We start from the raw sequence: 25,515 nt of genomic DNA on the forward strand, positions 1-25,515 counted from the left end.
AATTACTAAAGGTGAGTTAAAATTATAACTCGCCTTTTTTATTGGGTAGTCAGATGCATCCTACAGTGATTGAGATAAATAAGAAAATATTTGAGAATAATCTAGTCCAGATTCGTAAGCAAATTGGAGTGGGGGTTAGATTATTATTACCTATTAAGGCAAATGCTTATGGTCATGGATTAATATCTGTGGCACAGCTTGCAGAACCTTTGGTTGATTACTTTGGAGTTGCCTGTCTTGATGAGGGGATTAGTTTACGGCAAAGCGGGGTTAGTAAGCCGATTTTGGTTTTTGGTGCGATAGATGAAGAACAGATTCGTGGGTTAGTTGAGAATAATCTTGAAATTACTATTTCTTCAATGTATAAAGCCACACTAGTGCATGAATATTGTCTTAAATATGATAAAAAATGTAAGGTTCAGATAAAGGTAGATACTGGTATGAATCGGGTTGGTATTCGCCCGGAGAGTTTTAATCCTTTGCTTGATTTTGTCTTAGCTAGTAGCGTATTGATATTAACTGGCGTTTATTCGCATCTAGCAATGAGTGAAGCCACAGATAAATGGGTAACTGAGGCTCAAATTACTTCATTTAGTGCAATTGTAGAAACGGTAAAAGTCAGAAAACCATCAGTAATCTGCCACTTAGCTAATTCTGGTGGCGTATGTTATCATCCTTCCAGCTATTTTGATATGGTGCGTCCGGGGCTTCTTAGTTACGGCTATTTTCCGGGTGAAAATTTAATTACAGGTAATCTAGCCGAAATTAGCCCCTGTTTTAGTCTGAAAAGTCGAGTTAGTTATTTTAAGGTAGTAAATAAAGGGGTTGGAATCAGTTATAATCACCGTTATCATACTTCTGAAATGACACGGATTATTACCATTCCTATTGGTTATGGTGATGGTTATCGACGTGGACTATCTAATTCTGGCGAAGTAATAATTCGGAATAAGCGTTATCGGATTTCTGGGACTATCTGTATGGATATGTTTATGGTCGATATTGGTTCTAATGGTGAAGCCTATGTTGGTGATGAAGTAGTTTTGATCGGTAAACAAGGTGATCAAGAATTAAAAATAGAAGAACTAGCCAGTAAGCTTGATACGATAATTTATGAGGTTTTAGTTGGGTTTAATGAGCGGATTTCACGCGTAGTTGTTTAATTATTTGGAGTAAAAAGTGTATCAGGAGCAATATTTTCTGACAATTCGTGATATTAATTATGGTAATCATATGGATCATCTGGCATTACTTAATTATCTACATGAAACCCGAGTAAGATTTTTACGTAAAAGCGGTTATAGTGAAATTGATGTCGATGGTTTAGGAACTGGGTTAGTTGTTGCTGAATTACAATGTAATTATCGTAAAGAATGCTTTTATGGTGAAAAAATTACAGTTAAGATGAATCTTGAACTCTTAAGTCCGATGAAATTGCGCTTAAACTATCAGGTTACTAAAAACGAGGGTGAGGTAGCTGCCAATGCTATAATACGCCTTGCATTTTTGGATAGAAATAAAAAGGTAGTGGTAGTACCACAATGGTTGCAAAACCTAGCTAAAGGCTAAAGGAGAAAATCAATGATAGAAGTTGGTGTTGTTATGGGAAGTAACTCTGACTGGGATGTGATGGAGCATGCAGTCAAAGTTTTAAAAGATTTTGGGGTTAATTATGAAGCATTGGTGGTCTCGGCACACCGCACGCCAGATTTGCTTTTTGAATATGCTGAAGCAGCTGAAACCCATGGCTTAAAAGTGATTATTGCTGGAGCTGGTGGAGCCGCTCATTTGCCAGGAATGCTTGCTGCGAAGACTATTGTTCCAGTACTTGGGGTTCCAGTTCCTTCTAAATACTTGAAAGGGCAGGATTCATTATATTCTATCGTACAAATGCCAAAAGGAATCCCTGTTGGGACGTTGGCAATTGGTGAAGCTGGTGCAACTAATGCCGGGCTTTTAGCGGTGCAGATTCTTGCTTGTTATAAACCAGAACTTGCCGTAAAATTACATGAATTTCGTAAAATGCAAGCACAAACAGTGCTTAATATGACATTGCCGGAAGTTGAATAAATGGTAGCTAGACAACAGACAATATTACCAACGGAGTGTATTGGTATCCTTGGTGGTGGGCAGTTAGGACGGATGCTTGCGATGGTAGCAAGGCAAATGGGTTATCAGGTTGCTATTCTTGAGCCTAGTAAAGATTGTCCAGCAGCTCCATTTGCCAATCACCATATAACTAAGCCTTATGATAGTCAGGATGGATTACTAGAGCTAGCTAAACTTAGTCGAGTGGTTACCACTGAATTTGAGAACGTACCCGCAGCGTCAATTAGGCTACTCAAAGATTTTGGTTGTCAGGTTTATCCGGATGAAAATTCGATTAGAATTGCTCAGAATCGAGGTAACGAAAAATCATTCTTCCGTTCAATTGGCTTGGAAACTGCCGAATTTAAGATTATAAATAATCAAGATGATATAGAATTAATTGGAACAGATATGTTTCCAGCTATTTTAAAAACAACTACACTTGGTTATGATGGCAAAGGTCAAATTCGTGTGAAGGATTTAGCAGAGTTAGTGGTGGCTTATCAACAGCTTGGTGGTGAATGTATTTTGGAAAAATTGGTTGATCTGGCGTATGAATGTTCAGTTATTGTTGCGCGGAATCAGACTGGTGCAAAATGCTTTCCACTCATTGAAAACTATCATCGTGATGGAATCCTTGATATTAGCTACATCCCCGCAAATTTAAGTGCAGATATTCTGAGTCGGGCAAATAATGCTGCAATTTCAATGGTTGAAGCACTTGATTATATTGGCATACTGACAATCGAGTTTTTTATAACTATCGATAACCGGATACTGGTAAATGAGATTGCTCCAAGACCACATAATTCGGGGCATATTACTATTGAATCGTGCATAACTTCACAGTTTGAACAACAACTAAGAGCGATTTGTGGGCTACCTCTAGGCGATACCGAGGTTAAGATTCCTGGTGCGATGCTAAATCTCTTGGGCGATGTTTGGCTTGATAATAGAGATGCTTTTGCTAAGCTATGTGCCGATAGTAATGCCAAATTTCATTGGTATGAGAAGTTGGAAGCTAAAAAAGCCCGCAAGATGGGGCATTTATCTTTAACTGGTAAAGATCGCTTATTACTTGAAGATAAAGTTATGAAATTGAAGCAATCCCTTAATTTTATTTAAGTATAACTGCTTGCTCTATGCCGCAATAACTTTGTCATAATGTCCTTACTTACTTTTAATGTAAACCGCGTATCTTACTTTCAATCCTTGCAAACATATTGTAGCAGTTTTAATGGATAAGTCTTATATCTAAGTTAATAGTACTTTTTAAGCGTAAAGTCGTGTCAAATATTTCAGGATTATCATACCTAATTTAATATACCAGCCCTGAGTGGTAAAATGTTATTATGTGAGCTCATCAGATGTATTATAATTCCAAATTACTCTGTTCGAACCATTTAAAGTTCTGAATTGCTACCCTAGGGTGGCAATACTTGGCTTTACATTTTTGTTATTTGAACAGATTTATTGATAGATTAGCTGCGATACAAAGTTGTATGTGGGAATCTAGCTTTCTTGTTTTATTTGGAAGGTCTTGATTATGGCAAAGTTTAGTTACCCTCGTGGTGTTATTGCTCTATCTTCAGTAGAAATGTGGGAGCGATTTAGCTTTTATACAATGCAAAGCTTACTTGTACTATATGCTGCAGCAAAAGTAACCGAAGGCGGTCTTGGTTGGAGCCAGGCAGATGCTTTGCGGTTAGTGGGATATTATGGTGCATTGGTATATGTATCACCGATAATTGGTGGTGTTATAGCAGATAAAGTTATCGGTAGAAAGCTGGCTGTTTTGCTGGGTTCTTTCATTATGATGTGTGGACATGCTTCGCTGGCCTTTCCCGGCGTAAAAGCGATGTACCTTGGGTTGGCTTTACTAATCGTTGGCTGTGGTTTGATGAAACCAGCCATCAGTGCTATGGTTGGAGAATTCTTCAAACCGAGTGAAACCTCCCGCAAAGAATCATCCTTTGCAATATTTTATATGTCGATTAATATTGGTGGCTTTTTGGGGCCAATGATTGGCGGGGTAGTTCAGGAAAAATATGGCTATGATTATGCATTTGCAATGGCTGCATTTGGTTTGTTAATTGGCATTCTTAATTTTCAGGTAGCAAAAAACCGAAGCCTAAAAGATGTTGGAAATTTACTACATAAGTCTGAGCATGTAAAAGTGCCTTGGACAGTAGTAGAAAAGAAAAAAGTTGCAGTATACCTTGGTCTTTGTGTGAGCAATATATTCTGGAATGTTATTTATGTGTTGCCGTATGGATTGCTTACATTATATGCAGATAAAAATATTGATCGAGCAATTGGAAGTTTTACCATTCCATCTACATGGTACTATGGAATGTATGGTTTATTGATTATCATCTATTCACCAATTGTGGCAACTTTTTACCAATGGTTTAAAAATAAGACAGGTAGTGACTTGACCCTTAGTCGTAAATTGGCAATCGGTTATGTGTTGGTTGCTGCCGGGAGTCTAGTTTTATTGCCGCTTGTAAAGGCAATCGGAGCAAATCCCCATTATATTGGTAGCTCAGGTTATATTATAGGTTTTTATACATTCTTCTCATTAAGTGAGTTGCTAACTTTACCAGTATTGCTAGCCGCAGCAACAACTTTTGCTCCACATGGTTATTCAGCAACATTGGTATCGTTAAACATGGGAATTTCTTGGGCGATTGGAGCGTGGATTGGTGGTGAATTTGGCGCTTGGACACAAGAAATGAATCCGGTAATTTTATTCTGGTGGGTAATCGGACTATGCATAGCTTTTGCAATCGGGCATATGCTTACTGATAAAAAAATTGAGAAAGTTATTCAGTCTTAGAAGCTATGGATAATTTTTTACTTTCCTTATTTCTTGCCATTTTAATATTAAGCCTCTGGATATTGCCAAATGTATATGCAGTAGCTGGTACTTTATTGCTTGCAGTTTATGCTAGTTATCTAAATGAAATCAGCTTTTCTTCTGTAATTATTATCATGATTTTAACTTTTGCGGGTTATCATTTTATTCAGAGGGATGGCGACAAAAGTACCGTACTAAGAATAATTTTACTTATGCTTGTATTCTGGGCATTATTTAGTGAAGATTATGACGGGCGAATATTAAGCTGGTCTGGACAATTAGAACTATTAAAATCTCAGCAGCGCTTTGTCATAAACCTTAATTTTGAAAAGATTTTAGCAGCGATTCTGCTGGCTGCGTATCAGTTTAACCCTAAACTATCCTTAAAATATTGGAAAGAAGTATTTACTTCTGCTTGGTCAATTTTATTCCTTGTTTATATCGTATTATTAATTCCTTTGATTATATTACTATACTTTTTTATGGATTTTAATATAGATAGCTTACATCTAAGTACTTTGGTTTTAAACGCTTTTTTAATTGCCTTTGCAGAAGAGGTACTATTTCGCGGTATTTTACAAAACTGGCTAATTCAAGTTATTCGTATCAAAATTGGACCAAGTTTGGGGTGGGTAGCAATTCTGATAGTGAGTATAGTCTATGGCTTATTCCATGTTAAATTTGGGGTTTTTATTGGGTTTTTTAGCTGCTTTGTGGGCGGTGCATATGGATATATATATAGAAAATCAGGTAAAATCGAGGTGGCTATCTTGATGCATTTTGCAATTAGCCTGACTTTTTGTCTGGTGTTAGCTTTTTATGGGCTTGGAAACTTTTTACCGGTAATGATTTATTAAGTCCTGCGGTTAGTATATAACTTAGCATAGTTTTTCATTTTAATTATTTATTTTAAATTAAGGGTTTTATATGAGCATCTTGGAAATCAGAGTTCCTGATATTGGTGGACACAGTGATGTAAATGTTGCTGAAGTATATGTAAAAATTGGCGATAAAATAAACATTGATGATAATCTGATTATGCTTGAAACAGACAAGGCAACAATGGAAGTCCCTGCAGATAAAGCAGGAACAATAACTGAAGTCCTAGTTAAAGTCGGGTCAAAAATAAATGAAGGTGATGTAATTATTAAAGTCGAAGCTGCTGGTGAGACTAAATCAGCTGATCCTGCTCCGGCAACAAAAGAAGTGCCAGCTAAAGAAATCACAGCTCCACAAGCTGCTACTGCCCCAGCTCCTGTTGCTGGTGAAATTAGCTGTGATGTTGTAGTGCTTGGTGCAGGTCCAGGCGGTTACACTGCTGCGTTCCGCTCAGCTGATCTAGGCTTAAATACAGTATTAATCGAGAAGCACCCTACATTAGGTGGCGTTTGTCTCAATGTTGGTTGTATTCCATCAAAAGCTTTATTGCATGTTGCAAAAGTAATAAATGAAGCAGATGAAATGAGTCATCACGGAGTTTCTTTTGGTAAACCAGCACTTGATATTGATAAGATTCGCGATTTTAAATCTGGTGTAGTCGGCAAATTGACTAAGGGTCTTGATGGATTAGCAAAACAACGTAAAGTTCAGAAGGTTCAGGGGCTAGCGAAATTTACTTCACCATACACCATTGAAGTAGATACCGCAGAAGGTAAAAAAACTGTGCGCTTTAAAAATGCAATCATTGCAGCTGGCTCACATTCTTTCAAAGTACCGGGATTCCCATTCGATGATCCACGAGTGATTGATTCTACCGGAGCATTGACATTAGAAAATATTCCAGAAAGAATGTTGGTTGTCGGTGGTGGTATTATCGGGCTTGAAATGGCAGAGGTATATTCTACACTAGGCAGTAAAATTACTGTAGTTGAACTTGGCGATGGCTTGATCCCAGGTGCTGATCGAGATGTAGTGAAAGTCCTTGAAAATCGAGTTAAAAAACGCTATGAAGCTATTCTTACGAAAACTAAGTGCGCTAAAGTTGAACCAAAAATTGATGGAATCTGGGTTACTTTTGAGGGTCCGGGAGCACCAACGGAGCCTCAGAAATTTGATAAAATTCTTGTTGCAGCGGGACGCAGACCAAATGGAAAAACTATTGGAGCTGAAGCAGCTGGAGTAATTGTACAAGATAATGGCTTTATTCCTGCCGATAAACAACAGCGTACCAACGTTTCTCATATTTATGCAATTGGAGACGTAATTGGTCAACCAATGCTTGCCCATAAAGCCGTTCATGAAGGACGCGTTGCAGCTGAGAACTGCGCGGGTATGAAATCATTCTTTGATGCCAGAGTTATTCCTGGAATTGCTTATACTGATCCTGAAGTGGCATGGGTTGGAGTAACTGAAACTGAGGCGAAAGCTCAGGGGTTAGAAATTGAGGTTGGCAAATTCCCATGGGCTGCATCTGGACGCGCACTTGGTAATGGTCGTGATGATGGTTTTACAAAAATCATTACAGACAAAAATACGCATAAGATAATTGGAGCTGCAATTGTCGGTGCTGGAGCTGGTGAATTATTGGCTGAGACCTGTCTTGCAATTGAAATGGATTGTGATATCCATGATGTTGCCTTGACTGTACATGCTCATCCGACTTTATCCGAGTCAGTAGCCTTTGCTTGTGAGATTGTTGATGGTTCGATAACTGATTTATATATGCCAAAAAAGAAAAAATAATTCAACTTTCTTTTTATAATCAAGTATAATAGATAGCAGGCTTTTACGCCTGCTTCTACTATTTTAAGATGATGCCTTTTTCGGGAAAAGCACATGACTAAAACTGCACATGTTATACGACATATAACTTATGAAGATTTGGGTACTTTTGAACCAGTCCTGCTTGATTATGGCTATAAAATTAAATACTTTGATGCGGGCTATGACGACTTTCTTCAGTTAAGTGATAATCCAGCTGATTTATTGGTATTGATGGGGGGCCTATTGGTGTTTATGAAGATGCTGATTTTCCTTTTATTCGGGATGAGCTTTCAGTTTTAAGGTATAGACTAGCACTAAGACTACCTATTTTAGCTGTATGTCTGGGTGCACAGATGCTGGCAACTGCATTGGGTGCTAAAGTTAAGATGAATACTCGCCCTGAGTTGGGGTGGAGTAGAGTAAAGATTTTGTCACATCCTGAACATGATTATTTTCGTCATCTTGAAGATATTGAGGTTCTCCATTGGCATCAAGATACGTTTGATTTACCAGATAGAGCTATTTTACACGCTTCAACTAGTATTTGTAAAAATCAAGCTTTTACTGTTGGAAATAATATCCTTGGGCTTCAATTTCACCCTGAAGTAAATGCAAGAGGTATGGAGCGCTGGTTTATTGGTAATGCACATGAATTAGATGGTATTAATAATGTAACTTTGCAAAGCTTAAGGATGCAAACCAGACAGTATTCGCCTGCTTTAGAAAAAGCAACTCGTAGATTTCTGTCGGGATGGTTAGATTCATGGCAATCCGACAAATAAGTATTGAGGGGTATCGTTCTCTTCAAAAGGTAGAGCTGGAATTATCTTCACAAATTAATTTGATTACAGGACCAAATGGTTCTGGCAAGAGTAATATTTACAAGGCAATTCGACTAATTGCTCAAACACCTCGAGGACGCTTTGCTGAATCCTTGGCTAAGGAGGGTGGTATGCCATCTATAATGTGGGCAGGTGAGCGACGAAGAGCTAATTTTAACAAGGAAGAAACTAGGCTTCAGCTTGCTGTTGAAACCGATGCTTTTTCATATTCTCTTGCTTGTGGCTTTCCTCCCAATATTCCACCAAGCATGTTTGCTCTCGACCCAGAAATTAAGGAAGAGTTTGTCTGGCTTGGGCAAAAACGTAGACCCTCTACAACAGTCCTTGAGCGTAAGCAAAATACTGCATTTATAACTGATGTGGAAGGAAATAGACAGAGCTACCCATTTTGCCTTAATTTTTCTGAATCAGTTTTATCTCAATTGAAAGATCCACATAAATATCCAGAGATTATGTCTTTGGCATTGGAGTTATCTAACTGGCGTTTTTATCATAATTTTAATACAAATGAAGATTCTATTATTCGTTATCCACAAGTTTGTACCAGAACCCCGGTGATTGCCGATGATGGTAATGATCTTGCTGCAGCATTACAGACAATACTTGAAATTGGAGATGAGGAAAGACTTCATTATTTTATAGAGATGGCATTTCCCGGTTCTAGATTAATTATTCGAGACTCTTATGGAAATGCTAATTTTGATGTATTATTTGAAATGCATGGAATTTTGCGTCCTCTTACAATAAGGGAGTTCTCTGATGGGACAATTCGTTATTTATGTCTTTTAGCTGCATTACTAAGCCCAAGACCGCCAAGTGTTATGGTATTAAATGAACCAGAAATGAGTCTTCATCCGGAATTAATTGAGCCCTTGGCATTATTAATCACTGAAGCCAGCTTAAATTCGCAAGTGATAATTACTACTCATTCTGCACTATTACAAAAATATCTTCTTCAACAAGAACTAGAGGTAAAGATAATAAATCTTTATATGAATAAATTTGGTACGTCAATCAACAGTGATATAGATATAAAAAAAGATGAGTAATAAAACTCATCTTTTTTTATTATGCTTTTATGCTTAGAATGCAAACTTCATACCAGCAAGCAATGCATTTGAGTTTCCAAGAGCATTATTAGAACCAAAATAGTATAGATCAGTTACATTGAATGCTACAGATTTAGTAAGATTGATATCAAAACCACCACCTACCAATACTTGCCATCCAGCTGATGTAGCATTATTAATAGGGTAATTTGTTGTCAAATTACCAGAACCATAACTCATTGCACCTGGTGTTTGGTAAGCACCACCGACTTGACCAAATAAGTCAAACATATCGCCAAGAGGTAAAATACCTTTAAGTGATAAATCATACATCTGAACATTTTCATTGATAGCACCACCAGATTGAGTAATCCCTGTGGTACCAACTTCAATTGCAAAACCTGGAGTAATTTGATAGCCACCATCTAAACGAAAAGCCATTGCAGGAGAAGCTATATCATTCCAACCCAAACCTGCACCAACGCCAACATATAAACCATTGTCAGCGAAAGCTGAAGCTGCCGTCAAACCTAGTAACAAACCTAAAATCTTTTTCATATTTAATTCCTTCATTTACAATCAACTGGGTTATAGTCCCTGCTACATAACATGGTAACTTTGATCGAGTTACCCTCATAGACAATAATATAACATATACTTTCTGAATTTTTCACCTTTTAGGCCCATTTAAGGCGAAAAAAAGCTGTTTTTTTATGGAGGTGTTGTATTTCTACAACTATTCAAACCTGATGTTTAGTATTTCATATTCTTTAATTCCGTTTGGAACTTTTACCTCAACTACATCACCACAGATTTTACCAATTAGGCTTCTTGCTACAGGGGTATTTACCGAAATTTTTTTGTGTTTAATATCCGCCTCGTCATCACCAACTATTTGATACTCTACCTCTTCTTCACTTTCCATGTCTAGCAAATCAATTATTGCACCAAAAACTACCCGACCATCACTATTTAATTGACTTGGTGTAATAATTTCTGCTCTGGACAATTTTGCTTCAATTTCTGCGATTCTGGCTTCAATAAATGCTTGTTTTTCTTTAGCTGCGTCATATTCAGCATTCTCGGATATATCGCCATGACTTCTAGCTTCAGCAATAGCCTGAATAACAGCACTTCGTTCTGCACCTTTTAAACGAATCAACTCTTCTTCGAGTAGTTTTGCCCCATTTTGGGTCATTGGAATCCGTTGCATATGTTTTTCCAAATTTATAATTTATAAATAAAATATTCAATATCACTTTATGAAATTAAAAAACCGAGAGCATAAACTCTCGGTTTTTAATCCATGATTTAAAGTAGATTAATTACCAACTTTAGATGAATTCATAGAAGCATTTTTCTTATGGTGATGTTTTTTAGCAGGACCAGAAGATGCTTTGTGTTGTACAACAACTAAATCGTTGTTAGAAGCAGGAGCTTTATCAGATGAACATGCAGACACAGCAACCGCACCAGCGATTAGAGTAACTAGTAATTTTTTCATTCAATTTACCTTAAGAAAATATTAATTATTTAGAAGCTGCTTCTTTTGATGCTGCTTTTTTGTGTGATTTTTTAGATTTGTGTGATTTTTTGTGAGCTTTAGATGCAGCTGGTTTAGCAGCAGCTTCAGGAGCAGAAGCCTCAGCAGCAAAAGCAGAAGTAGCGAAAGCACCAGCAATCAAAATAGCCAATAGTTTTTTCATGAAATTTCCTTAGAAAACAATTTTTTATATATAAAATATCGCTTGTTGTATTAAACGATCAATAACACGTGGCAGTATTATACATTACATTTTCTAGATTTGCAATATATATTTGATTTTTATTCTTCAAAATATGGTGCGAAAATAGTGGTAGAGGCGCTGAAAATGCTGTGTAAGAATGGATTTGGTAATTATTTTATGTTGCGCTGCAAAATGATTAATTGGATAATGCCTTTATTAAAAGTGATAGAATAATGTCCGAGTTTAATTATCGGATATTATGTGAAGGAGTTCATAAAATGGATTGTTGCGATACAAATTTCTATTTTCCACAAGTTTTAGTGGGTCAAGAAGCACCAGATTTTACTGCAGCTGCAGTTCTTGGTTCTGGAGAGATAGTTGATAATTTTAATTTTAAAGAAGCTACCAAAGGTAAATATGCAGTAGTTTTCTTTTATCCTCTTGATTTTACGTTTGTTTGCCCTTCTGAATTAATCGCGTTTGATCACAGATTGGCTGAATTCAAATCTAAAAATGTTGAAGTAATCGGTGTTTCTATTGACTCACATTTTACTCATGCAGCATGGCGTAATACACCTGTTAACCAGGGTGGTATTGGTCAAGTAGGTTATACACTTGTTGCCGATATCAAACACGAAATTTGCCAGAGTTTTGGGGTTGAAGCAGCTGGTGGCGTTGCATACCGCGGGTCATTCTTGATTGACAAAAATGGTGTTGTACGCCATATGGTTGTAAATGATCTTCCACTAGGGCGTAATGTTGATGAAATGTTGCGTATGGTTGATGCGCTTCAGTTTACCGAAGAGCATGGTGAGGTTTGCCCAGCAGGTTGGAATAAAGGTAAAGCAGGTATGAAAGCATCAACTCAAGGGGTTGCTGATTACCTAGCTAATCATGCAAAAGATCTGTAATTAGATAGATCTAAAAAATTACTTTCTTCATATAAAGATCCCACCTCGGTGGGGTTTTTATTTTTATAGAGTTATTTATGCATACCAAAGAACTAGTTCTTAAACTGGATCAGTTATTGTCAATTGAACGCTATAGTGACTATTGCCCAAATGGCTTACAGATTGAGGGGATTAATACTAGTTCAAAGATTGTTACTGGTGTTTCTATTTGTCAGGAGTTGATTGACTATGCCATTGAAAAAAAAGCTCATGCAATTCTTGTTCATCACGGGATATTTTGGAATAAGTCTCCTTATCCAATAACTGGAATAAAATATCAAAGAATCTCCAAATTAATCAAAAACAATATAAATCTGATTGCCTATCATTTACCACTAGACAATCATGCACAATATGGTAATAATGCTCAATTGGGACAGCTATTGGGAATTAAACCACTTTTTACTGCTGGCGAGCAGGGGTTAATATGGGTTGGTGAATTATCTACCGAGCAATCTATTACTGAATTTATCCAATTGTACCAGCTACAAACTGGACATCAACCTTTATGGTTTGGCAATTCCGAAAAGAGAATAAATAAAATTGCTTGGTGCACAGGTGGAGCAGACTCAATGTTTGAAACAGTATTAAATCTTGGAGTTGACCTTTATCTTACTGGTGAAGTAAAAGAACCAATAAAACATTTGGCGGAAGAAAGTAATACTTTGTTTGTTGCTGGCGGACACTATGTGACTGAGCGGTATGGTATTAAAGCCTTAACTAAATACATACAAGATGAACTACTACTTGATGCTGAGTTTATAGATATTTATAATCCGATCTAATTTAGAGTTAAGTATGATTAGCCCAATTCAAACGTTGTAATTCCAAATATTTTATCCAGTTCTAATTCTGGTTTCCCATTTCGATACATTCTCGCAGTTGCAAATACTTGATTAAGATTATATTCAGTGATAAACTGTTTGATTGCACTATTTGGCTCTGGTATATCAATATAGATATTAGTAACATCTGACTTTGTTACGAGTGCTTGCAATAAATAATGGGCGATTTTCTCATTTTCAGCAAATAATGGACCAATTTTGGCGCCTTCAATACATTTACGTAATACACCATAGCCAAGTAATTTACCATTTTCAATAAAGCCAAGGGCTATTGCACCTGACTGACTAATCCATGCCTGTAAAAAATTATTTCTAGGCGCGGGGAAATATTGTCGATCATAATCAGCAATCACTTGAAAATCAAGTTGATTCAGTTCAATCACTTTTGGATTGATGGGGTAATCAGTAGTTTTTAGCAGATGATAACGAGCATTCTCATAAACTGTCCTATAACCAATTTGGCTATATTTATCTACCATGTTTAAAACCCCATCAATTCCAGTTATTCGATTTCCAAGGTACTTAAGTCTGACAAGCGTCAAATCCATACCGTAATTAAACCCACGATATTCTTCTTTTACGATATATAAGCCACAAAAAGCAAAATTCTCATCATATGCTACTGCTGAGCCAATGGCTATAATTTGATTATCAATTTTTCCCACAAAAAAACCATCTGAGTCGGCAAGATAAAAACATTCAGCATCATGTAATCCGGGATTCCATCCTTCTTTGGCTGCCCAATCAATTGCAAAATCAATTTCATTACGCTTCATTTTACTAATTATCATTTGCTTAATCATTTATTTCTCCACGGCAAAATTTAGTTTTATTCGCTGTAGTATAACAAAATTATTGCCACCTGCCAACCATCCGTTTTGGTCGAGAGTAGTTTAAATGAAGCTACCAGAAATATGACTGTTGATAAAACCGCTGAACTGATTTATATCTCACCTTTATGGTAGACTCCTTTACAGAATTAGTTTAATGATGTCAGGTTCTTATTCATAAACTTAGCTAAACCCATTGTTAAGTAAATTTTCATAGCATAATTCGCAGTAGAGAAACTCTGCGAATCAAAAAGAGTATTATCCCTATCAGGAAAAAGTGTAGTCTTATTTAGTATTATTGTTTTTAGTCCTGAACTCTGAATTTTTTGAATTAATACTCCTTAATATTTGTACATAAAGTATCTGGGGTTTGTAATGCTATTGCATGACCGCTATTTTTGACTTTGATAATGGTTCCATTTGGATATTCTTTAGCTATGGCTAGTGCAGTATCTTGATTAATAATTGTGTCATTTGTTGGCAAATAAAATGTGGCAGGTGTGGTTGCAATTTTAAATTGTTCTCCCACAGCCAAATTAACTACCCATTCACCCATTGCTTTACCTTGAGCATCGCGCACCAGCTTTTCAGGGAAAATTTCTTCGAGTTTACTTTGAATGAATTGTGACTTATAATACTTTAGGTTATCGGTCTGGTAATTATATAGATTATTATTAAGTACATAGTTTAGAACATCACTGTCTGTTTTAAATGGTGCATGTTCAGGCATCGGTTGAATTAATTTTGTTTTCCCACCTGTAGGCAGTACTGGCGCTAGTAAAATTAAATTTTGATATAGATTTGGAGATTGAAAGCTTGCTTCTAGTGCGATTGCTCCACCCATTGACCAACCAAGAAGTTGGGCATTTTTTAGATTAAGTTTACTAACTAGCTGGTTTACGTCACTAGCCATTGATTTAATTGAAAGTTTGCTTACATCATACGTGCTCGCTGTGTTTATTCCTTGATAATCGAATAAATACACTTTGTGATTAGTTGCTAGGCAACTAATAAACTCTTTGCTCCAGAAGTTGCTTGTTGTGGCATAGCCAGTCAATAATACTATTGGTTCACCTCTAGTTCCAGTTTGGTAGTAGTGGATTTGATGCCCATTAATGTTGATTAAATTGCTATATAAATCTTGAGCCATTATTATTTGAATTATCCCAAAGAGGAGTCCCGCTAATTTTGATTGTGTTGATTTTATCATTTTTACATTCCATTTTGATTCGGATGCTATCCATAGCTTATAAAAATTTGAACATAAGTATATTATCATTTATTTGGTTTTATTGGTGGCAAATTTGATTATCGCGACCAAATGGAATCTAAATCAAAACAACATTTCAATAATGAGATAGTTCAGGCTATAATGGCTATCTTGATATTAATGAGTCAATTGATTTATGTTAAGCTATACCTTATCATTGTTACGTAAAGCACCATTTCGAGAATTTGAGAAGCAAAGTCTCTGGATAGTTTTCTCAACGATATATCTTGATATGTATGATATGGCTTTGTATATGGGCTACGCCATCTATTTAACTCCCACTCTACTACCTAGCATTCACTTTTATCAGGCTGGGTTAGTTTTCTCAATTATATTATTTTTTAGTCAACTAGCTAAAGTTCTTGGTTTTATTCATTTTAATATGGCGACTAAAAAAAATGGCTTTCATCCCTATAGAAGGTTATTATTTATTGGGGCAGGCTATTTGCTTATTTTTATAGCAATTTCAGGAGCAATTCCGTCTAAATATGCTATCGTCATATTTGTATTGGTGCGGGTATTACAGGGCTATTTTATGGGGCTGGAGATTGCATCAATTGTGAATTTTGCAAGTCTTTCTCTGTCGCGTAAATATCATAGTTTTTTATACTATTTTATAGTGTTTTCTAGTGAGCTTGGTACGCTAGTTTGCATCTTTTTTAATCGCCTTTTGGTAACACACGATATTGGGTTTGTAGTGAATGACAAGTCTTGGGAATTACAGACGATAATTGGAGCTGGCTTTGCTATGATGCTTGCTTTTGCACGTTTTATGTATCCATTAAAACAGAAATCATTTTATAGTTTTACGGTATGGAATTTTGTGGAAACAATAAAACATGACGGAGTAAATATTTTATTGCGTTCAACAATAGTACTATGTCATGTTTTATTGATATTTGTAGTAATTTTCCGTGTGCCTACTTTGTTACATCTAGGACTTGGTTGGTCAATTAGTGAAGTAAATCATCTTGTGCTTTTTATGGCAGGCTTTGCTTTTCTTGGAACAAATACAGTCACGCTTGTTATCCGTTTTATTGAGCCATTTCAGATAATTCGTGCATTTTTTTTGGTAGGTATCGTTGTAGCTATACTCTGGTTATTTCTAGGAAATAATCAGGATCATTATATGTATTCGCTTACTGCATATACAATGGCTTATATTTATGGGGTATTTATTCGCGTGACTCCATTGTATCTTTATCATGTAAAGGATATAAAGCAGCGGCGTTGGCTAATTAGCCGTTATCTTGCATATATTTTTACTTATTCGGTCTTAGGTCCTTTATCTGTTCTAATGCTGGATTTGTCCCATTTCATCCGTCATGCATATTATGATAATGGACCTCCTTTTGTATTATTATTTGCATTTATAATTGGTTTGATCAGTTTATTATTTTACTCTAAACGAATTGAACTAGTCTAAAATTGTGGTAATATTGCAGCATTTGCAGTGAATGACTTTGTGCTAATCGTTGTATTTGTTGGTTTTCATTGGATAAAAATAGAAAATTATCCATTTTGGCAGAATTTTATTTTTATGAATTATGCTACAATTTCAGTTGTACAATTTATTGGAGGCTTTTATATGAAACTAAAAAATTTGGGGTTATTATCTACCCTTGCCGCGGGGTTATTGGTAGCATGTAGTAGTGGAAGCTCATCTTCTGGCTCAGGCATTCAATATGCAACTTTAAATTATTCAGGTAGCCTCCCTCCGGGTGGTTTTGTTGGACTAACTGGGATTCGTCAGGTTGGTACTAGTAATAATGTTTATATTACGGGTAGCTATGATATCGAGAGTTTTAATCATGGTACTCTTTATGTAGGTCCAGTGACTGGTGGAGGAAGCTATTATGTATATGATTACCCGGGATCTACTGAATCACCTACAGCAGGAACGAATGTTTACAGTGCAGATAATGGACTTAATGGTAATGTTCAACTTACTGGTACATATACCATAGAGAGTTCGAGTACTCAATATGGTTTCTATTATAATGGTCCAGTTTCTAATACTCAATCTTCATCAAACTGGCAAACTTTAATGTTTCCTTCTGCTCAGGATCCACAAAACTCTACAGTGTTAAGTACAGTTCCTCACAGTATTATGGGAGGCTTGATTGTAGGAAATTATATTTCTCTAGCGACGGCAGGAAATGCTTTTATTTATGATATAAAAACCGAGTCATACCAGTCAGTAAACTACCCTGGTTCTAGATATACTTCTTTATATGGTATCTGGTGGAATGGTGGTGAAAGCTATACTGTTGCCGGAGGTTATGGTAATGGTAGTCCGGATATAAAAGGCAATGCTCCTGGAACATATGCTTTTGTTGCTGATTATAATCGTGCAACCAAAACATTTAGTAATTGGACTTCCTATACTTATGCTAATCAGCCATCTGCAGTAGCACATTTTGAAGGTATTACTTCTGATGGTAATGGTGGTTACAATCTTGCAGGAAGTGGTTTAGCTAATGGGGCTTTATATGTTTCATTAATTAATGTAAAACGTAATGCAAATGGAACGTTTAATCCAACTTCAACTTGGACTAATGTCTGGTATCCGGGTTCCAGTGTTACAACGAGTGATACAGTTTATCAGAACTATGTTCTTGGAGTTTATCAAGAGTCTGGTGTGAGTGGGCAGTCGGGTTACGTCGCAGCCATTCCGGGAGCTTATTACGGTAATTAGTGATATTTTATTATAGCACGTAAATTGGTAGCCTTTTAGGCTGCCTTTTTTGTTTGTACGCTAAAATAAATCTCTCTAATTATTATATAACAAGTCATTATTGTCGCAACTGCTATGGACAACCATTCACTAATTAGAGCAGATAAACCAAATTTGCTAGTTAACTGTAAATTTGCCATCCCGGAAACTGCAAAAGGAAAAGTAAATGCTGCTAATCCTACTGAAAACTTACGTCTAAGACATATAACTAAACCAATAACGCTAAATACATTAAATAATAGATTTAGGTAGAATAAACTAGTGATAAGTAATATTTGATAGCTAACTATAGTGTATTTACTCAATGCTAGTAATAATAAGCTCAGTGGTGCAGCATAAATCCCAGTTGAATATAATTCAGCGGGAGATAGTGGAGTTATAACCTGCCGTAAGATAATTGCTAAGCTTATAGGGACGATTAGAATTAGTGCGAAAATATAGATATAATGGCTAATTATTATTTGTGTATCAGTCCATGCTGAAAGCCCAATTGCAATAAAACCAATTGGTGGAATAAACCAGCTGGGTAAAATTAAGCTTAACTGTTTGTTTCTAATTTCTTGTGTTGCAAAATACATTAGCAAACTTAGGTGTAGGATAAATGAACTATACCAGAGTATAGAGGAGATGGCGACTTCATAATGGCTATGTAGTTTATTCGCCAATATTGCCAGAAACATACTGAATAGTGGTAGATAGCCGCCAGACAGATAATTGTCTAGTTCAGTCTTAAGTAGATCAAAATGGATCAAATATTTTGTGGTTTCTATCAAAAATATAACAACTCCGGTGATTAGGAACAAATTACTAAGTCGGTTTAAGTATTGTAGTTGATAAAAACTAGCAAGTGTAATGCAGCTGATTGCAATGCCATTATAGGCAACTGGGACATTTCTGAGTTTGGAAAGAAGCATTTTATATGCGTTTTATAATCAATAGATAAATCAGATTCTAACTGATAATCTTGTTATTGGATAGAGTTTTTGTAATCTGTTCAATCCCTTTAGTCAAATGTCGATATAATAATTCAGTTGCCTGATCTATTTTTCGGTTAATACATAATTTGGCAAGAGCTGCATGTTCGGCATGGCTTGGCTTAATTTGCCGATTTAAATTTCCAATATTAGCTAGGTTAGTTAGCCAGTCTTTAAATTCCTCACATTCATTTCTTATTTTCCAAAGCGCAGGTGAGTTGGCTGTTGCCAAAAGTTTATTATGAAATTCACTATTTAGTTGTGCCCAGTATTCATATTGTACTAGCATATCATTGCTCTCAACCTTAGATAGGCTATATAAGCTAGCCATTATCTGAGCTTCCCATTCGGTAGTACCGAAATTGATAGCATCTTTTAAGAGTAAACATTCAATTTTGGCATGGGCCATAAGACCGTCTCTAACTTCTTCTATCGATAAGGAACTAACCCTGAATCCTGTTTTATCTTTTAATTCTACTAAATAGGTATTAGCAAGCCTTGCCAAAGCTTCCCGGATTGGACTCATCCCGACTCCAAGTAATTCCTTTAGATATTCGCCTTTTAGTTTTTCACCTGGCTTTAATTGTCCACTTATGATCAAATGGCGAATTTGATTAAAACAGTTGCTGGCAAGAGTGATTTGTTTGGTCATTGTTAAATTTTATAAAATTTATAGTTTTGTCGCTAAAATTATTTATTTTCGTTAATGATTTCGCATTATTGTACTATTTTTAGCGTAATATGGCGAGTTAATAAAAATTATATTGCTAATATTTTATAAAAAATAATGAATATTCGAAAATTTATGAGGTTTATTGTTTGATGAAAAAATTAAAAGATGAAATAACTCTAGTCTATACTAAGCCATTACTTGAACTGGTAGCTACAGCCTATAAAATTCATAGTGAAAATTTTGCTGCTGATATCGAAATGTGTAAATTGATAAGCGTCAAAACTGGTGGTTGTCCGGAAGATTGCGGTTATTGTGCGCAAAGCATCAAATATTCAACGGCAGTCGAAAATAACCCACTATTACCATTGGAAATAGTTAGAAGCAAGATTGAAGAGGCAAAAGCTAATGGTGCTAGCCGGGTTTGCCTTGGGGCGGGTTATCGGAGTCCGAATCAGCGCGTGCTTGATACAGTTATTGAATACGTAAAGCTTATTAAGGAAAGTGGGCTTGAAGCTTGTGCTACTCTTGGTGGGCTTAGTGAGATTCAGGCGCAAGAACTGAAACAAGCAGGGCTTGACTATTATAATCATAATATCGATACTTCACCAGAGTATTATTCTGAAGTGATTACTACCCGAAGCTTTAATGATCGTTTGGCGACCATAGAGAATGTTGCTAAAGCCGGGCTTAAAGTTTGTTGTGGTGGGATAATCGGCATGGGCGAATCGCGCGCAGATCGAATTAGCTTTATTGCTGCATTATTAAATATGCCTGCGTTACCCGATTCGATTCCGGTAAATTGTTTGGTCCCAGTTGATGGTACGCCATTAGCTTCCAAAGCAAATCTTGATAAGATTGAGCTAATTCGCCTGATTGCTACGCTTAGAATTTACTTTCCGCTAACCCGAATCCGTTTATCTGCTGGGCGCAATAAACTTTCTGATGCTGAGCAGGCATTTTGTTTTATGGCTGGTGCTAATTCAATTTTCTGTGGCGAGAAATTGTTGACTACCCCAAATATTAGCCAGAGTAAAGACCAGCTGCTTTTTGCCAAACTTGGGTTAAATAATGCTAGCACCAGCGTGGAATAGACAGATAGACGAGGCAATCAATAAATTGCCATTGATTCGTAACCGTTATCCACGTAGCGGTTCAAGCTCTAGTAAAGTTATAGTTCGCGAAGGGCAAAGCTATCATAATTTTATTAGCAATGATTATCTTGGTTTAAGTACGCATCCAGAATTAAAGCAAGCATTCAAAATAGCTTGTGATGATTATGGTATTGGGAGTACTGGTGCCGCTAGCCTTAGTGGTTATACTGAAGCTCAATATATTCTAGAACAGAATCTCGCGCAATGGCTGCAATTGGAAGATGTTTTAGTTATGAATAGTGGCTTTAGCCTGAATAGTTCATTATATAAGTCATTGTCTAATGCTAATACGATGATCTGGCTTGATAAAAATTGTCATGCTTCCCATATTGATGGTGTACTTGCTAGTAAATCACGTTTTGCACGCTTTGATGGCAATAATATTACTGATTTACGGAGTAAAATTTCTAGGTTGCCGGATTTACTTCATTTGGTGATTAGTGAGGGTGTCTTTAGTATGGATGGTAGCTCAGACTATTTGGCGGGATTGATTCAACTTCGGAAAGACTTTCAAGATCAGCTGCTTTTAGTGGTCGATGATGCACATGGGGTTGGTGTTATTGGTAAAAATGGTTTTGGGCAGATTGAGAAAATAGGTTTTTTACCAAAAGATATTGATTTATACATTGGGACATTAGGTAAAACTTTTGCTTCACATGGGGGATTTATTGGTGGAAATAAATGGATTATTGAGTATCTCCGGCAAAGTATTCGTGCCCAGATTTATACTACTTGCTTGCCTCCGGCTATTCATGCTGCAAGTAATGCAGCACTTACTATCATAAAGAGTGGAGAAGGGTTTAAATTACGCCAGCAATTATTGGCAAATATTGATTTTTTCAAAGCCCAAGTAAAAAATCTGAATATCCAATTAATGTATCGTGACATAAATTATTCGCCAATCCAATTGATCGATGGCTATTCACTTGCGCAATTATCTTATCTGGCAAAGTATTTGCAGGATAAAAAGATTCTTGCTGGATTTATCCGTTATCCGACAGTAGCAAAAAATAGTCCACGTATCCGACTATCTTTACTTGCTACTCATACTTACGATGATATATCTAACTTATGTTATGAAATACAGCAAGGCTTGTCATATGTCAGCTAATAACTTGAAATTACTTTTGATCGGTGGATTTGGCTTTAATGAGCTACCATTAAAGGGAATTAGCGGATTATTTGGCGAATATAGGTTTATTGACATTAATCAGTTTGGCGAAGACTATACTCTTGAGATGATGGCGGATAAACTAATTCAAATTCAATCACAATATATGGCAAATTATATCGTTGCTTTTTCAATGGGTGGACTGCTAGTATTAAAAGCAATGGAATTATCTGCGATACCGTTAGCCGATAAAGTGATTTTGTTTAATAGTACTCCTTGCTTCATGACAAAAGAAAATTGGCAGGGAGTTAGTCACCAAGATTATGAATCGCTACTTACTCGTTTATCTAGCTCTTCATTTGATAGTTTTATGACTTATTTATCAAGGTTTTTTGCTTATCCATACCCAATTAGCAAGGAAGTGGATTACAAGAAATGGTGGGCAAATACCAATCATAAGCGCTTATTGAATCTGCTATCAATATTTCTGGCAACTGATTTACGTGAGGGATGTGCAAAGTTTATTGACCAAATTATTTGGATAAACTCTAGCGAGGATATTCTGGTAAAAATGAATCAATCACGCCATAATTCATTTACCTTAGCTAACTCAAGTCATTTGCTATTCGATAAGCATCAACTTAATCAGCTTTTTAATAATCATATCCTGAGTCTGGAAGGTAGTAATGGCTAAGCAAATTCAGAATCTACAGACTCAGCAACGCTTAAAAGCTAATTTCAATAAAGCTGCCAGTAGCTACCTTGATCATGCAATCATTCAGCAAAAGCCAGCACTATTACTTATTGATAAATTTAGTAAATATCATACTTCTGGGCGAGTGCTTGATCTTGGCAGCGGACCGGGGACATTTAGCCATGACAAATGCCAGCTACCAGATAATCTAGTTAATGTTGATCTTAGTCTAAATATGCTAAAACAAAGTACGTGTAACCATAACGATCTCGTTTGTGCTGATGTAGCCAACCTGCCTTTTGCCAACTCGGCATATTCAATAGTAATTTCAAGCTTGATGTTGCAGTGGCTTGATGATAAAAATAAGGCATTTAGCGAATTAAGTCGGATAATTAAATCTGACGGTCATTTATTATTTACAACCTTAATTAATCCCTCCTTATGGCAGCTTGATCTGGCATACAAACAGATTGATGACTATCAACATATCCGCCATTTTTGCCATGAAGATGACTATTTTGAGTTATGTCGGAGCAATGGTTTTGAGGTTTTAGAGAGTATTATTTGGTCTGATGATTATGAATTTGCAAGCATGCTGGAATTATTCCGTCATTTTCGATTAACCGGAACAACCTTGCCACAAAAATCGCAGCAACGAGGTATTGGCGGTAAAGAGCGTCTGGCAAAGCTTGCCATAAATTATCCAGATATGAGAGATGGCGGGAAATTTCGTTTAAGTTATTATTATTTATTAATTGTAGCAAGGAAAACTTATGAATAAACAGGTTTTTGCAGTAATTGGAACTGATACCGAAATTGGTAAAACTTATAGTTGTTGTCGGATACTTGAATATCTGGTAACAGTCGAGAAAAAGGTAACTGGACTGAAGCCAATTGCATCAGGTGTTTTAGAAACGCCACTAGGAGTAGTTAATTCCGATAGTTATGCTCATTATCAGGCAAGTAATGTTAAATTGACAATTGATAAAATTACTCCATTTTGCTTTAAGGAGGCAATTGCACCACATATTGCGGCAATAAATGAAGATGTGGATTTAAATTCAGCGATTATTGCGGACAAAATAAATTTTTCAATTGCAGCAAGTGAGGCTGAGATTATTATCGTTGAAGGGGTAGGTGGGCTAATGGTTCCATTAAATTATCAGGAAACGTATCTTGATTTATTAAAAAGATTAGGACTACCAATAATTTTGGTAGTTGGAGTAAAGCTTGGTTGTTTAAATCATGTATTATTAACTAATCATGTCCTACTTAATCATGGCTTAAAACCCGTAGGATTTATAGCTAATTGTCTTGATGAGGCAATGCCATATCTGGTAGAAAATATCGCAACACTCGAAAAAATGCTTAGTTGTGATTTGTTAGCAACAATAAACTATGGTGGGGGTATTGAACCCACTGCAAAATTTAATCAAGTTTTTGGGCTACAGTAATTATGCTAAGTACTTGGTTACCCGCATCTATTCCAGATGAAACAAACTTATTAAATATCACTCGTGCCAAAGGCTCATATTTATATACTGTAGATGGGAGAGAACTTTATGATGGGGTTTCGAGTTGGTGGTGTAAACCGTTAGGGCATTGCCATCCAATTGTAACTAATGCTTTAGCTCATCAAGCTAGTTTATTTGAACATCATATTCCGGCAAACGCAACTAATTCAGTAATCGAGGAATTATCCAGTCGTCTTCTAGGTATATTTACACAGATGGATAAGGTAATGTATGCCTCGGATGGTAGCTCAGCAATAGAAATTGCCATGAAATTGGCATATGAAGCCCGGTTATTAAATGGTGAACAAGCTAAAAATCATTTTATCGCTTTATCCGGTGCCTATCATGGGGAAACAGCGCTAACTCTTTCCGTTTGTGGGATAGATGCTTATAAAAAGAATTATCAGGGTTTACTTACGCAAAATTTCTTTATTCCAAATCTCACTTATGTTAGTTCCTGTGATGATGACTTATGGCATGAATCAGATTTTGATGAGGCGTTATATCGCGAGTTTTTTAATTTGCATGCTAGTAAATGCTGTGCACTAATTATTGAGCCAATTATTCAGGGTGCTAATGGATTAAAAATTATTAGTAAGGATTTTTTATCAAGACTTATTCATTTGGCTCGCGAGTATGGGCTTTATATTATTGCTGACGAGATCATGGTTGGACTTGGGCGCCTTGCCTGCTACTCAGTTTGTGTTAGCTATCTTGGGTTTGAGCCGGATATAGTTTGTTTTGCCAAGAATCTCACCGCTGGAGTTATTCCAATGAGTGCGGTAGTGATTAATAAAAAAATTACCGATATTTTTAGGTACTATCGTAAGCTATTCCCACATTCGCATACTCATAGCTGTAATACGCTTGGCGCTAGTGTTGCCAATGCTTATTTAAATCATCTAGCTAATTCGGATATGTTAATAGAGATTAAACAGAATGAATTAGGGTTGCTAAAAATGATGCAGGATTTCAGCAATAAATATGATTTTATCATCAATCCGCGGGCAATTGGTGGAGTAGCTGCTTGTGATTTAAATCTTCCTGCTTCCGCTATTTCACAAATATTTAATCTTGGTATTCAGTGTGGAATATATTTACGCCCAATTAATAATACGCTATATGTGATGCCTCCCTTACATGATTTAACTAGTGATGTTCCAATAATAAAATCATTACTCACAATGGTTTTGGAGGTTTTGCAAAAATGGGAATAACTTATGCAAATTTGGAACGATTTCTTGCCTAGCATAATGCTATTATAATGTTTATTAACACAAATAAATATTATAAACAGATTAATAGTGAGAACAGTAATGAAAACATTTGGCGTAATAATCAGTTTGGTAATTTCAATAACAACTCTTATTGCTTGTACGGATAGTAATGTAAACTCTCTTCAGCAAATAATAAATGCAAGTAATTCTGCAAAGGCCTCAACTTCTGGTTTAAATAAATCAATTAATATTGATGCCAACAAAGAACGGGTATGATAAT

The 25,515-nt window shown here is 36.2% G+C and carries 29 protein-coding genes; 21 read left to right on the top strand and 8 right to left on the bottom strand.

The window, feature by feature from the left end; all coding sequences use genetic code 11:
• Positions 1-53: 53 nt before the first annotated feature.
• The 10 genes from alr (at position 54) to CUN60_RS01700 (ending at position 9,542) form a co-directional block, all read left to right on the top strand.
• Complete coding sequence (gene alr, locus CUN60_RS01655; protein ID WP_102950362.1) at positions 54-1,163, top strand: alanine racemase; 1,110 nt, start codon at positions 54-56, stop codon at positions 1,161-1,163.
• 16 nt (positions 1,164-1,179) lie between these two features.
• Positions 1,180-1,569: an acyl-CoA thioesterase gene (locus CUN60_RS01660; RefSeq protein WP_102950363.1), complete on the top strand. Its 390-nt coding sequence runs from the start codon at positions 1,180-1,182 to the stop codon at positions 1,567-1,569.
• A 12-nt stretch (positions 1,570-1,581) separates the two neighbouring features.
• Positions 1,582-2,070 carry a 5-(carboxyamino)imidazole ribonucleotide mutase gene (gene purE / locus CUN60_RS01665; protein WP_102950364.1) on the top strand — a complete coding sequence of 163 codons (489 nt, stop codon included), beginning with the start codon at positions 1,582-1,584 and terminating at the stop codon, positions 2,068-2,070.
• Positions 2,071-3,213, top strand: a complete 1,143-nt coding sequence (locus CUN60_RS01670; RefSeq protein ID WP_102950365.1) for a 5-(carboxyamino)imidazole ribonucleotide synthase — start codon at positions 2,071-2,073, stop codon at positions 3,211-3,213. It abuts the gene before it with no gap.
• A gap of 421 nt (positions 3,214-3,634) precedes the next feature.
• Positions 3,635-4,927, top strand: coding sequence for a peptide MFS transporter (locus CUN60_RS01675; RefSeq protein WP_102950366.1), 1,293 nt, complete (start codon positions 3,635-3,637; stop codon positions 4,925-4,927).
• A 5-nt stretch (positions 4,928-4,932) separates the two neighbouring features.
• Positions 4,933-5,805 (top strand): CPBP family intramembrane glutamic endopeptidase, encoded by an 873-nt coding sequence (locus CUN60_RS01680; RefSeq protein ID WP_102950367.1) that lies wholly within the window; start codon positions 4,933-4,935, stop codon positions 5,803-5,805.
• Positions 5,806-5,875: 70 nt separating this feature from the next.
• Positions 5,876-7,630, top strand: coding sequence for a dihydrolipoyl dehydrogenase (lpdA, locus tag CUN60_RS01685; protein ID WP_102950368.1), 1,755 nt, complete (start codon positions 5,876-5,878; stop codon positions 7,628-7,630).
• A gap of 93 nt (positions 7,631-7,723) precedes the next feature.
• Positions 7,724-7,951 (top strand): type 1 glutamine amidotransferase family protein, encoded by a 228-nt coding sequence (locus tag CUN60_RS01690; RefSeq protein ID WP_102950369.1) that lies wholly within the window; start codon positions 7,724-7,726, stop codon positions 7,949-7,951.
• Positions 7,927-8,433: a glutamine amidotransferase-related protein gene (locus CUN60_RS01695; RefSeq protein WP_245866399.1), complete on the top strand. Its 507-nt coding sequence runs from the start codon at positions 7,927-7,929 to the stop codon at positions 8,431-8,433. Before CUN60_RS01690 ends, CUN60_RS01695 begins: the two co-directional genes overlap by 25 nt.
• Positions 8,415-9,542, top strand: a complete 1,128-nt coding sequence (locus CUN60_RS01700; RefSeq protein ID WP_158649243.1) for an AAA family ATPase — start codon at positions 8,415-8,417, stop codon at positions 9,540-9,542. Before CUN60_RS01695 ends, CUN60_RS01700 begins: the two co-directional genes overlap by 19 nt.
• Positions 9,543-9,575: 33 nt before the next feature.
• On the opposite strand, the gene CUN60_RS01705 is transcribed toward CUN60_RS01700, so the two are convergent.
• The 4 genes from CUN60_RS01705 to CUN60_RS13050 form a co-directional block, all read right to left on the bottom strand.
• Positions 9,576-10,100, bottom strand: coding sequence for an outer membrane beta-barrel protein (locus CUN60_RS01705; RefSeq protein WP_158649244.1), 525 nt, complete (start codon positions 10,098-10,100; stop codon positions 9,576-9,578).
• A 178-nt stretch (positions 10,101-10,278) separates the two neighbouring features.
• Positions 10,279-10,755 carry a transcription elongation factor GreA gene (gene greA / locus CUN60_RS01710; protein WP_102950373.1) on the bottom strand — a complete coding sequence of 159 codons (477 nt, stop codon included), beginning with the start codon at positions 10,753-10,755 and terminating at the stop codon, positions 10,279-10,281.
• 108 nt (positions 10,756-10,863) lie between these two features.
• Positions 10,864-11,046 carry a hypothetical protein gene (locus CUN60_RS01715; protein WP_102950374.1) on the bottom strand — a complete coding sequence of 61 codons (183 nt, stop codon included), beginning with the start codon at positions 11,044-11,046 and terminating at the stop codon, positions 10,864-10,866.
• A gap of 25 nt (positions 11,047-11,071) precedes the next feature.
• Entirely contained in the window at positions 11,072-11,248 is a 177-nt protein-coding gene (locus tag CUN60_RS13050; protein ID WP_222593284.1) for a hypothetical protein, read from the bottom strand.
• A 299-nt stretch (positions 11,249-11,547) separates the two neighbouring features.
• Here CUN60_RS13050 and CUN60_RS01720 point away from each other — a divergent pair, with 299 nt between their 5' ends.
• Entirely contained in the window at positions 11,548-12,180 is a 633-nt protein-coding gene (locus CUN60_RS01720) for a peroxiredoxin (protein ID WP_102950375.1), read from the top strand.
• Between the two features lie 77 nt (positions 12,181-12,257).
• A complete protein-coding gene (locus CUN60_RS01725; protein WP_102950376.1) occupies positions 12,258-13,004 on the top strand; it encodes a Nif3-like dinuclear metal center hexameric protein in 747 nt (248 codons plus the stop codon).
• Positions 13,005-13,021: 17 nt separating this feature from the next.
• Here CUN60_RS01725 and CUN60_RS01730 read toward each other — a convergent pair whose 3' ends face one another.
• On the bottom strand, positions 13,022-13,867 hold the full coding sequence (locus CUN60_RS01730) for a GNAT family N-acetyltransferase (protein ID WP_102950377.1): 846 nt from the start codon (positions 13,865-13,867) through the stop codon (positions 13,022-13,024).
• A gap of 358 nt (positions 13,868-14,225) precedes the next feature.
• Positions 14,226-15,104 (bottom strand): alpha/beta fold hydrolase, encoded by an 879-nt coding sequence (locus CUN60_RS01735; RefSeq protein WP_158649245.1) that lies wholly within the window; start codon positions 15,102-15,104, stop codon positions 14,226-14,228.
• A 196-nt stretch (positions 15,105-15,300) separates the two neighbouring features.
• On the opposite strand from CUN60_RS01735, the gene CUN60_RS01740 reads away from it, so the two are divergent.
• Both CUN60_RS01740 and CUN60_RS01745 read left to right on the top strand, forming a co-directional pair.
• Positions 15,301-16,590: an MFS transporter gene (locus CUN60_RS01740; RefSeq protein ID WP_102950379.1), complete on the top strand. Its 1,290-nt coding sequence runs from the start codon at positions 15,301-15,303 to the stop codon at positions 16,588-16,590.
• A gap of 162 nt (positions 16,591-16,752) precedes the next feature.
• Complete coding sequence (locus tag CUN60_RS01745) at positions 16,753-17,862, top strand: hypothetical protein (RefSeq protein WP_158649246.1); 1,110 nt, start codon at positions 16,753-16,755, stop codon at positions 17,860-17,862.
• 35 nt (positions 17,863-17,897) lie between these two features.
• Here CUN60_RS01745 and CUN60_RS01750 read toward each other — a convergent pair whose 3' ends face one another.
• Together CUN60_RS01750 and CUN60_RS01755 are read right to left on the bottom strand one after the other, a co-directional pair.
• On the bottom strand, positions 17,898-18,815 hold the full coding sequence (locus CUN60_RS01750) for an SLAC1 family transporter (protein WP_102950381.1): 918 nt from the start codon (positions 18,813-18,815) through the stop codon (positions 17,898-17,900).
• A 37-nt stretch (positions 18,816-18,852) separates the two neighbouring features.
• On the bottom strand, positions 18,853-19,527 hold the full coding sequence (locus CUN60_RS01755; protein ID WP_102950382.1) for a GntR family transcriptional regulator: 675 nt from the start codon (positions 19,525-19,527) through the stop codon (positions 18,853-18,855).
• Between the two features lie 170 nt (positions 19,528-19,697).
• Here CUN60_RS01755 and bioB point away from each other — a divergent pair, with 170 nt between their 5' ends.
• The 7 genes from bioB (at position 19,698) to CUN60_RS12845 (ending at position 25,511) form a co-directional block, all read left to right on the top strand.
• Positions 19,698-20,639 (top strand): biotin synthase BioB, encoded by a 942-nt coding sequence (gene bioB / locus CUN60_RS01760; protein ID WP_102950383.1) that lies wholly within the window; start codon positions 19,698-19,700, stop codon positions 20,637-20,639.
• Positions 20,617-21,810, top strand: a complete 1,194-nt coding sequence (locus tag CUN60_RS01765) for an aminotransferase class I/II-fold pyridoxal phosphate-dependent enzyme (RefSeq protein WP_102950384.1) — start codon at positions 20,617-20,619, stop codon at positions 21,808-21,810. Before bioB ends, CUN60_RS01765 begins: the two co-directional genes overlap by 23 nt.
• Positions 21,800-22,504: an alpha/beta hydrolase family protein gene (locus CUN60_RS01770; RefSeq protein WP_102950385.1), complete on the top strand. Its 705-nt coding sequence runs from the start codon at positions 21,800-21,802 to the stop codon at positions 22,502-22,504. Before CUN60_RS01765 ends, CUN60_RS01770 begins: the two co-directional genes overlap by 11 nt.
• Positions 22,497-23,285: a methyltransferase domain-containing protein gene (locus CUN60_RS01775; RefSeq protein ID WP_102950386.1), complete on the top strand. Its 789-nt coding sequence runs from the start codon at positions 22,497-22,499 to the stop codon at positions 23,283-23,285. The genes CUN60_RS01770 and CUN60_RS01775 overlap by 8 nt, the downstream gene beginning before the upstream one ends.
• Entirely contained in the window at positions 23,278-23,958 is a 681-nt protein-coding gene (bioD, locus tag CUN60_RS01780; protein ID WP_102950387.1) for a dethiobiotin synthase, read from the top strand. The genes CUN60_RS01775 and bioD overlap by 8 nt, the downstream gene beginning before the upstream one ends.
• Before the next feature lie 2 nt (positions 23,959-23,960).
• Entirely contained in the window at positions 23,961-25,235 is a 1,275-nt protein-coding gene (locus tag CUN60_RS01785) for an aminotransferase class III-fold pyridoxal phosphate-dependent enzyme (protein WP_102950388.1), read from the top strand.
• A 99-nt stretch (positions 25,236-25,334) separates the two neighbouring features.
• Positions 25,335-25,511 (top strand): hypothetical protein, encoded by a 177-nt coding sequence (locus CUN60_RS12845; protein WP_158649247.1) that lies wholly within the window; start codon positions 25,335-25,337, stop codon positions 25,509-25,511.
• Positions 25,512-25,515: the final 4 nt, after the last annotated feature.

Origin of the sequence: Aquella oligotrophica, from assembly GCF_002892535.1 — a bacterium.
Taxonomy (GTDB): Bacteria; Pseudomonadota; Gammaproteobacteria; order Burkholderiales; family UBA11063; genus Aquella; species Aquella oligotrophica.

What these genes read in the sequence shown, in the direction of transcription:
- lpdA (WP_102950368.1), top strand. Translation starts at nt 5,876, where the DNA reads ATGAGCATCTTGGAAATCAGAGTTCCTGATATTGGTGGACACAGTGAT.
- CUN60_RS13050 (WP_222593284.1), bottom strand. Translation starts at nt 11,248, where the DNA reads ATGAAAAAACTATTGGCTATTTTGATTGCTGGTGCTTTCGCTACTTCT.
- CUN60_RS01775 (WP_102950386.1), top strand. Translation starts at nt 22,497, where the DNA reads ATGGCTAAGCAAATTCAGAATCTACAGACTCAGCAACGCTTAAAAGCT.
- alr (WP_102950362.1), top strand. Translation starts at nt 54, where the DNA reads ATGCATCCTACAGTGATTGAGATAAATAAGAAAATATTTGAGAATAAT.
- CUN60_RS01700 (WP_158649243.1), top strand. Translation starts at nt 8,415, where the DNA reads ATGGCAATCCGACAAATAAGTATTGAGGGGTATCGTTCTCTTCAAAAG.
- CUN60_RS01785 (WP_102950388.1), top strand. Translation starts at nt 23,961, where the DNA reads ATGCTAAGTACTTGGTTACCCGCATCTATTCCAGATGAAACAAACTTA.
- CUN60_RS01735 (WP_158649245.1), bottom strand. Translation starts at nt 15,104, where the DNA reads ATGATAAAATCAACACAATCAAAATTAGCGGGACTCCTCTTTGGGATA.
- CUN60_RS01715 (WP_102950374.1), bottom strand. Translation starts at nt 11,046, where the DNA reads ATGAAAAAATTACTAGTTACTCTAATCGCTGGTGCGGTTGCTGTGTCT.
- CUN60_RS01720 (WP_102950375.1), top strand. Translation starts at nt 11,548, where the DNA reads ATGGATTGTTGCGATACAAATTTCTATTTTCCACAAGTTTTAGTGGGT.
- CUN60_RS01765 (WP_102950384.1), top strand. Translation starts at nt 20,617, where the DNA reads ATGCTAGCACCAGCGTGGAATAGACAGATAGACGAGGCAATCAATAAA.
- CUN60_RS01670 (WP_102950365.1), top strand. Translation starts at nt 2,071, where the DNA reads ATGGTAGCTAGACAACAGACAATATTACCAACGGAGTGTATTGGTATC.
- purE (WP_102950364.1), top strand. Translation starts at nt 1,582, where the DNA reads ATGATAGAAGTTGGTGTTGTTATGGGAAGTAACTCTGACTGGGATGTG.
- CUN60_RS01770 (WP_102950385.1), top strand. Translation starts at nt 21,800, where the DNA reads ATGTCAGCTAATAACTTGAAATTACTTTTGATCGGTGGATTTGGCTTT.
- CUN60_RS01745 (WP_158649246.1), top strand. Translation starts at nt 16,753, where the DNA reads ATGAAACTAAAAAATTTGGGGTTATTATCTACCCTTGCCGCGGGGTTA.
- bioD (WP_102950387.1), top strand. Translation starts at nt 23,278, where the DNA reads ATGAATAAACAGGTTTTTGCAGTAATTGGAACTGATACCGAAATTGGT.
- greA (WP_102950373.1), bottom strand. Translation starts at nt 10,755, where the DNA reads ATGCAACGGATTCCAATGACCCAAAATGGGGCAAAACTACTCGAAGAA.
- CUN60_RS01755 (WP_102950382.1), bottom strand. Translation starts at nt 19,527, where the DNA reads ATGACCAAACAAATCACTCTTGCCAGCAACTGTTTTAATCAAATTCGC.
- CUN60_RS01725 (WP_102950376.1), top strand. Translation starts at nt 12,258, where the DNA reads ATGCATACCAAAGAACTAGTTCTTAAACTGGATCAGTTATTGTCAATT.
- CUN60_RS01675 (WP_102950366.1), top strand. Translation starts at nt 3,635, where the DNA reads ATGGCAAAGTTTAGTTACCCTCGTGGTGTTATTGCTCTATCTTCAGTA.
- CUN60_RS12845 (WP_158649247.1), top strand. Translation starts at nt 25,335, where the DNA reads ATGAAAACATTTGGCGTAATAATCAGTTTGGTAATTTCAATAACAACT.
- CUN60_RS01750 (WP_102950381.1), bottom strand. Translation starts at nt 18,815, where the DNA reads ATGCTTCTTTCCAAACTCAGAAATGTCCCAGTTGCCTATAATGGCATT.
- bioB (WP_102950383.1), top strand. Translation starts at nt 19,698, where the DNA reads ATGAAAAAATTAAAAGATGAAATAACTCTAGTCTATACTAAGCCATTA.
- CUN60_RS01680 (WP_102950367.1), top strand. Translation starts at nt 4,933, where the DNA reads ATGGATAATTTTTTACTTTCCTTATTTCTTGCCATTTTAATATTAAGC.
- CUN60_RS01705 (WP_158649244.1), bottom strand. Translation starts at nt 10,100, where the DNA reads ATGAAAAAGATTTTAGGTTTGTTACTAGGTTTGACGGCAGCTTCAGCT.
- CUN60_RS01740 (WP_102950379.1), top strand. Translation starts at nt 15,301, where the DNA reads ATGTTAAGCTATACCTTATCATTGTTACGTAAAGCACCATTTCGAGAA.
- CUN60_RS01690 (WP_102950369.1), top strand. Translation starts at nt 7,724, where the DNA reads ATGACTAAAACTGCACATGTTATACGACATATAACTTATGAAGATTTG.
- CUN60_RS01730 (WP_102950377.1), bottom strand. Translation starts at nt 13,867, where the DNA reads ATGATTAAGCAAATGATAATTAGTAAAATGAAGCGTAATGAAATTGAT.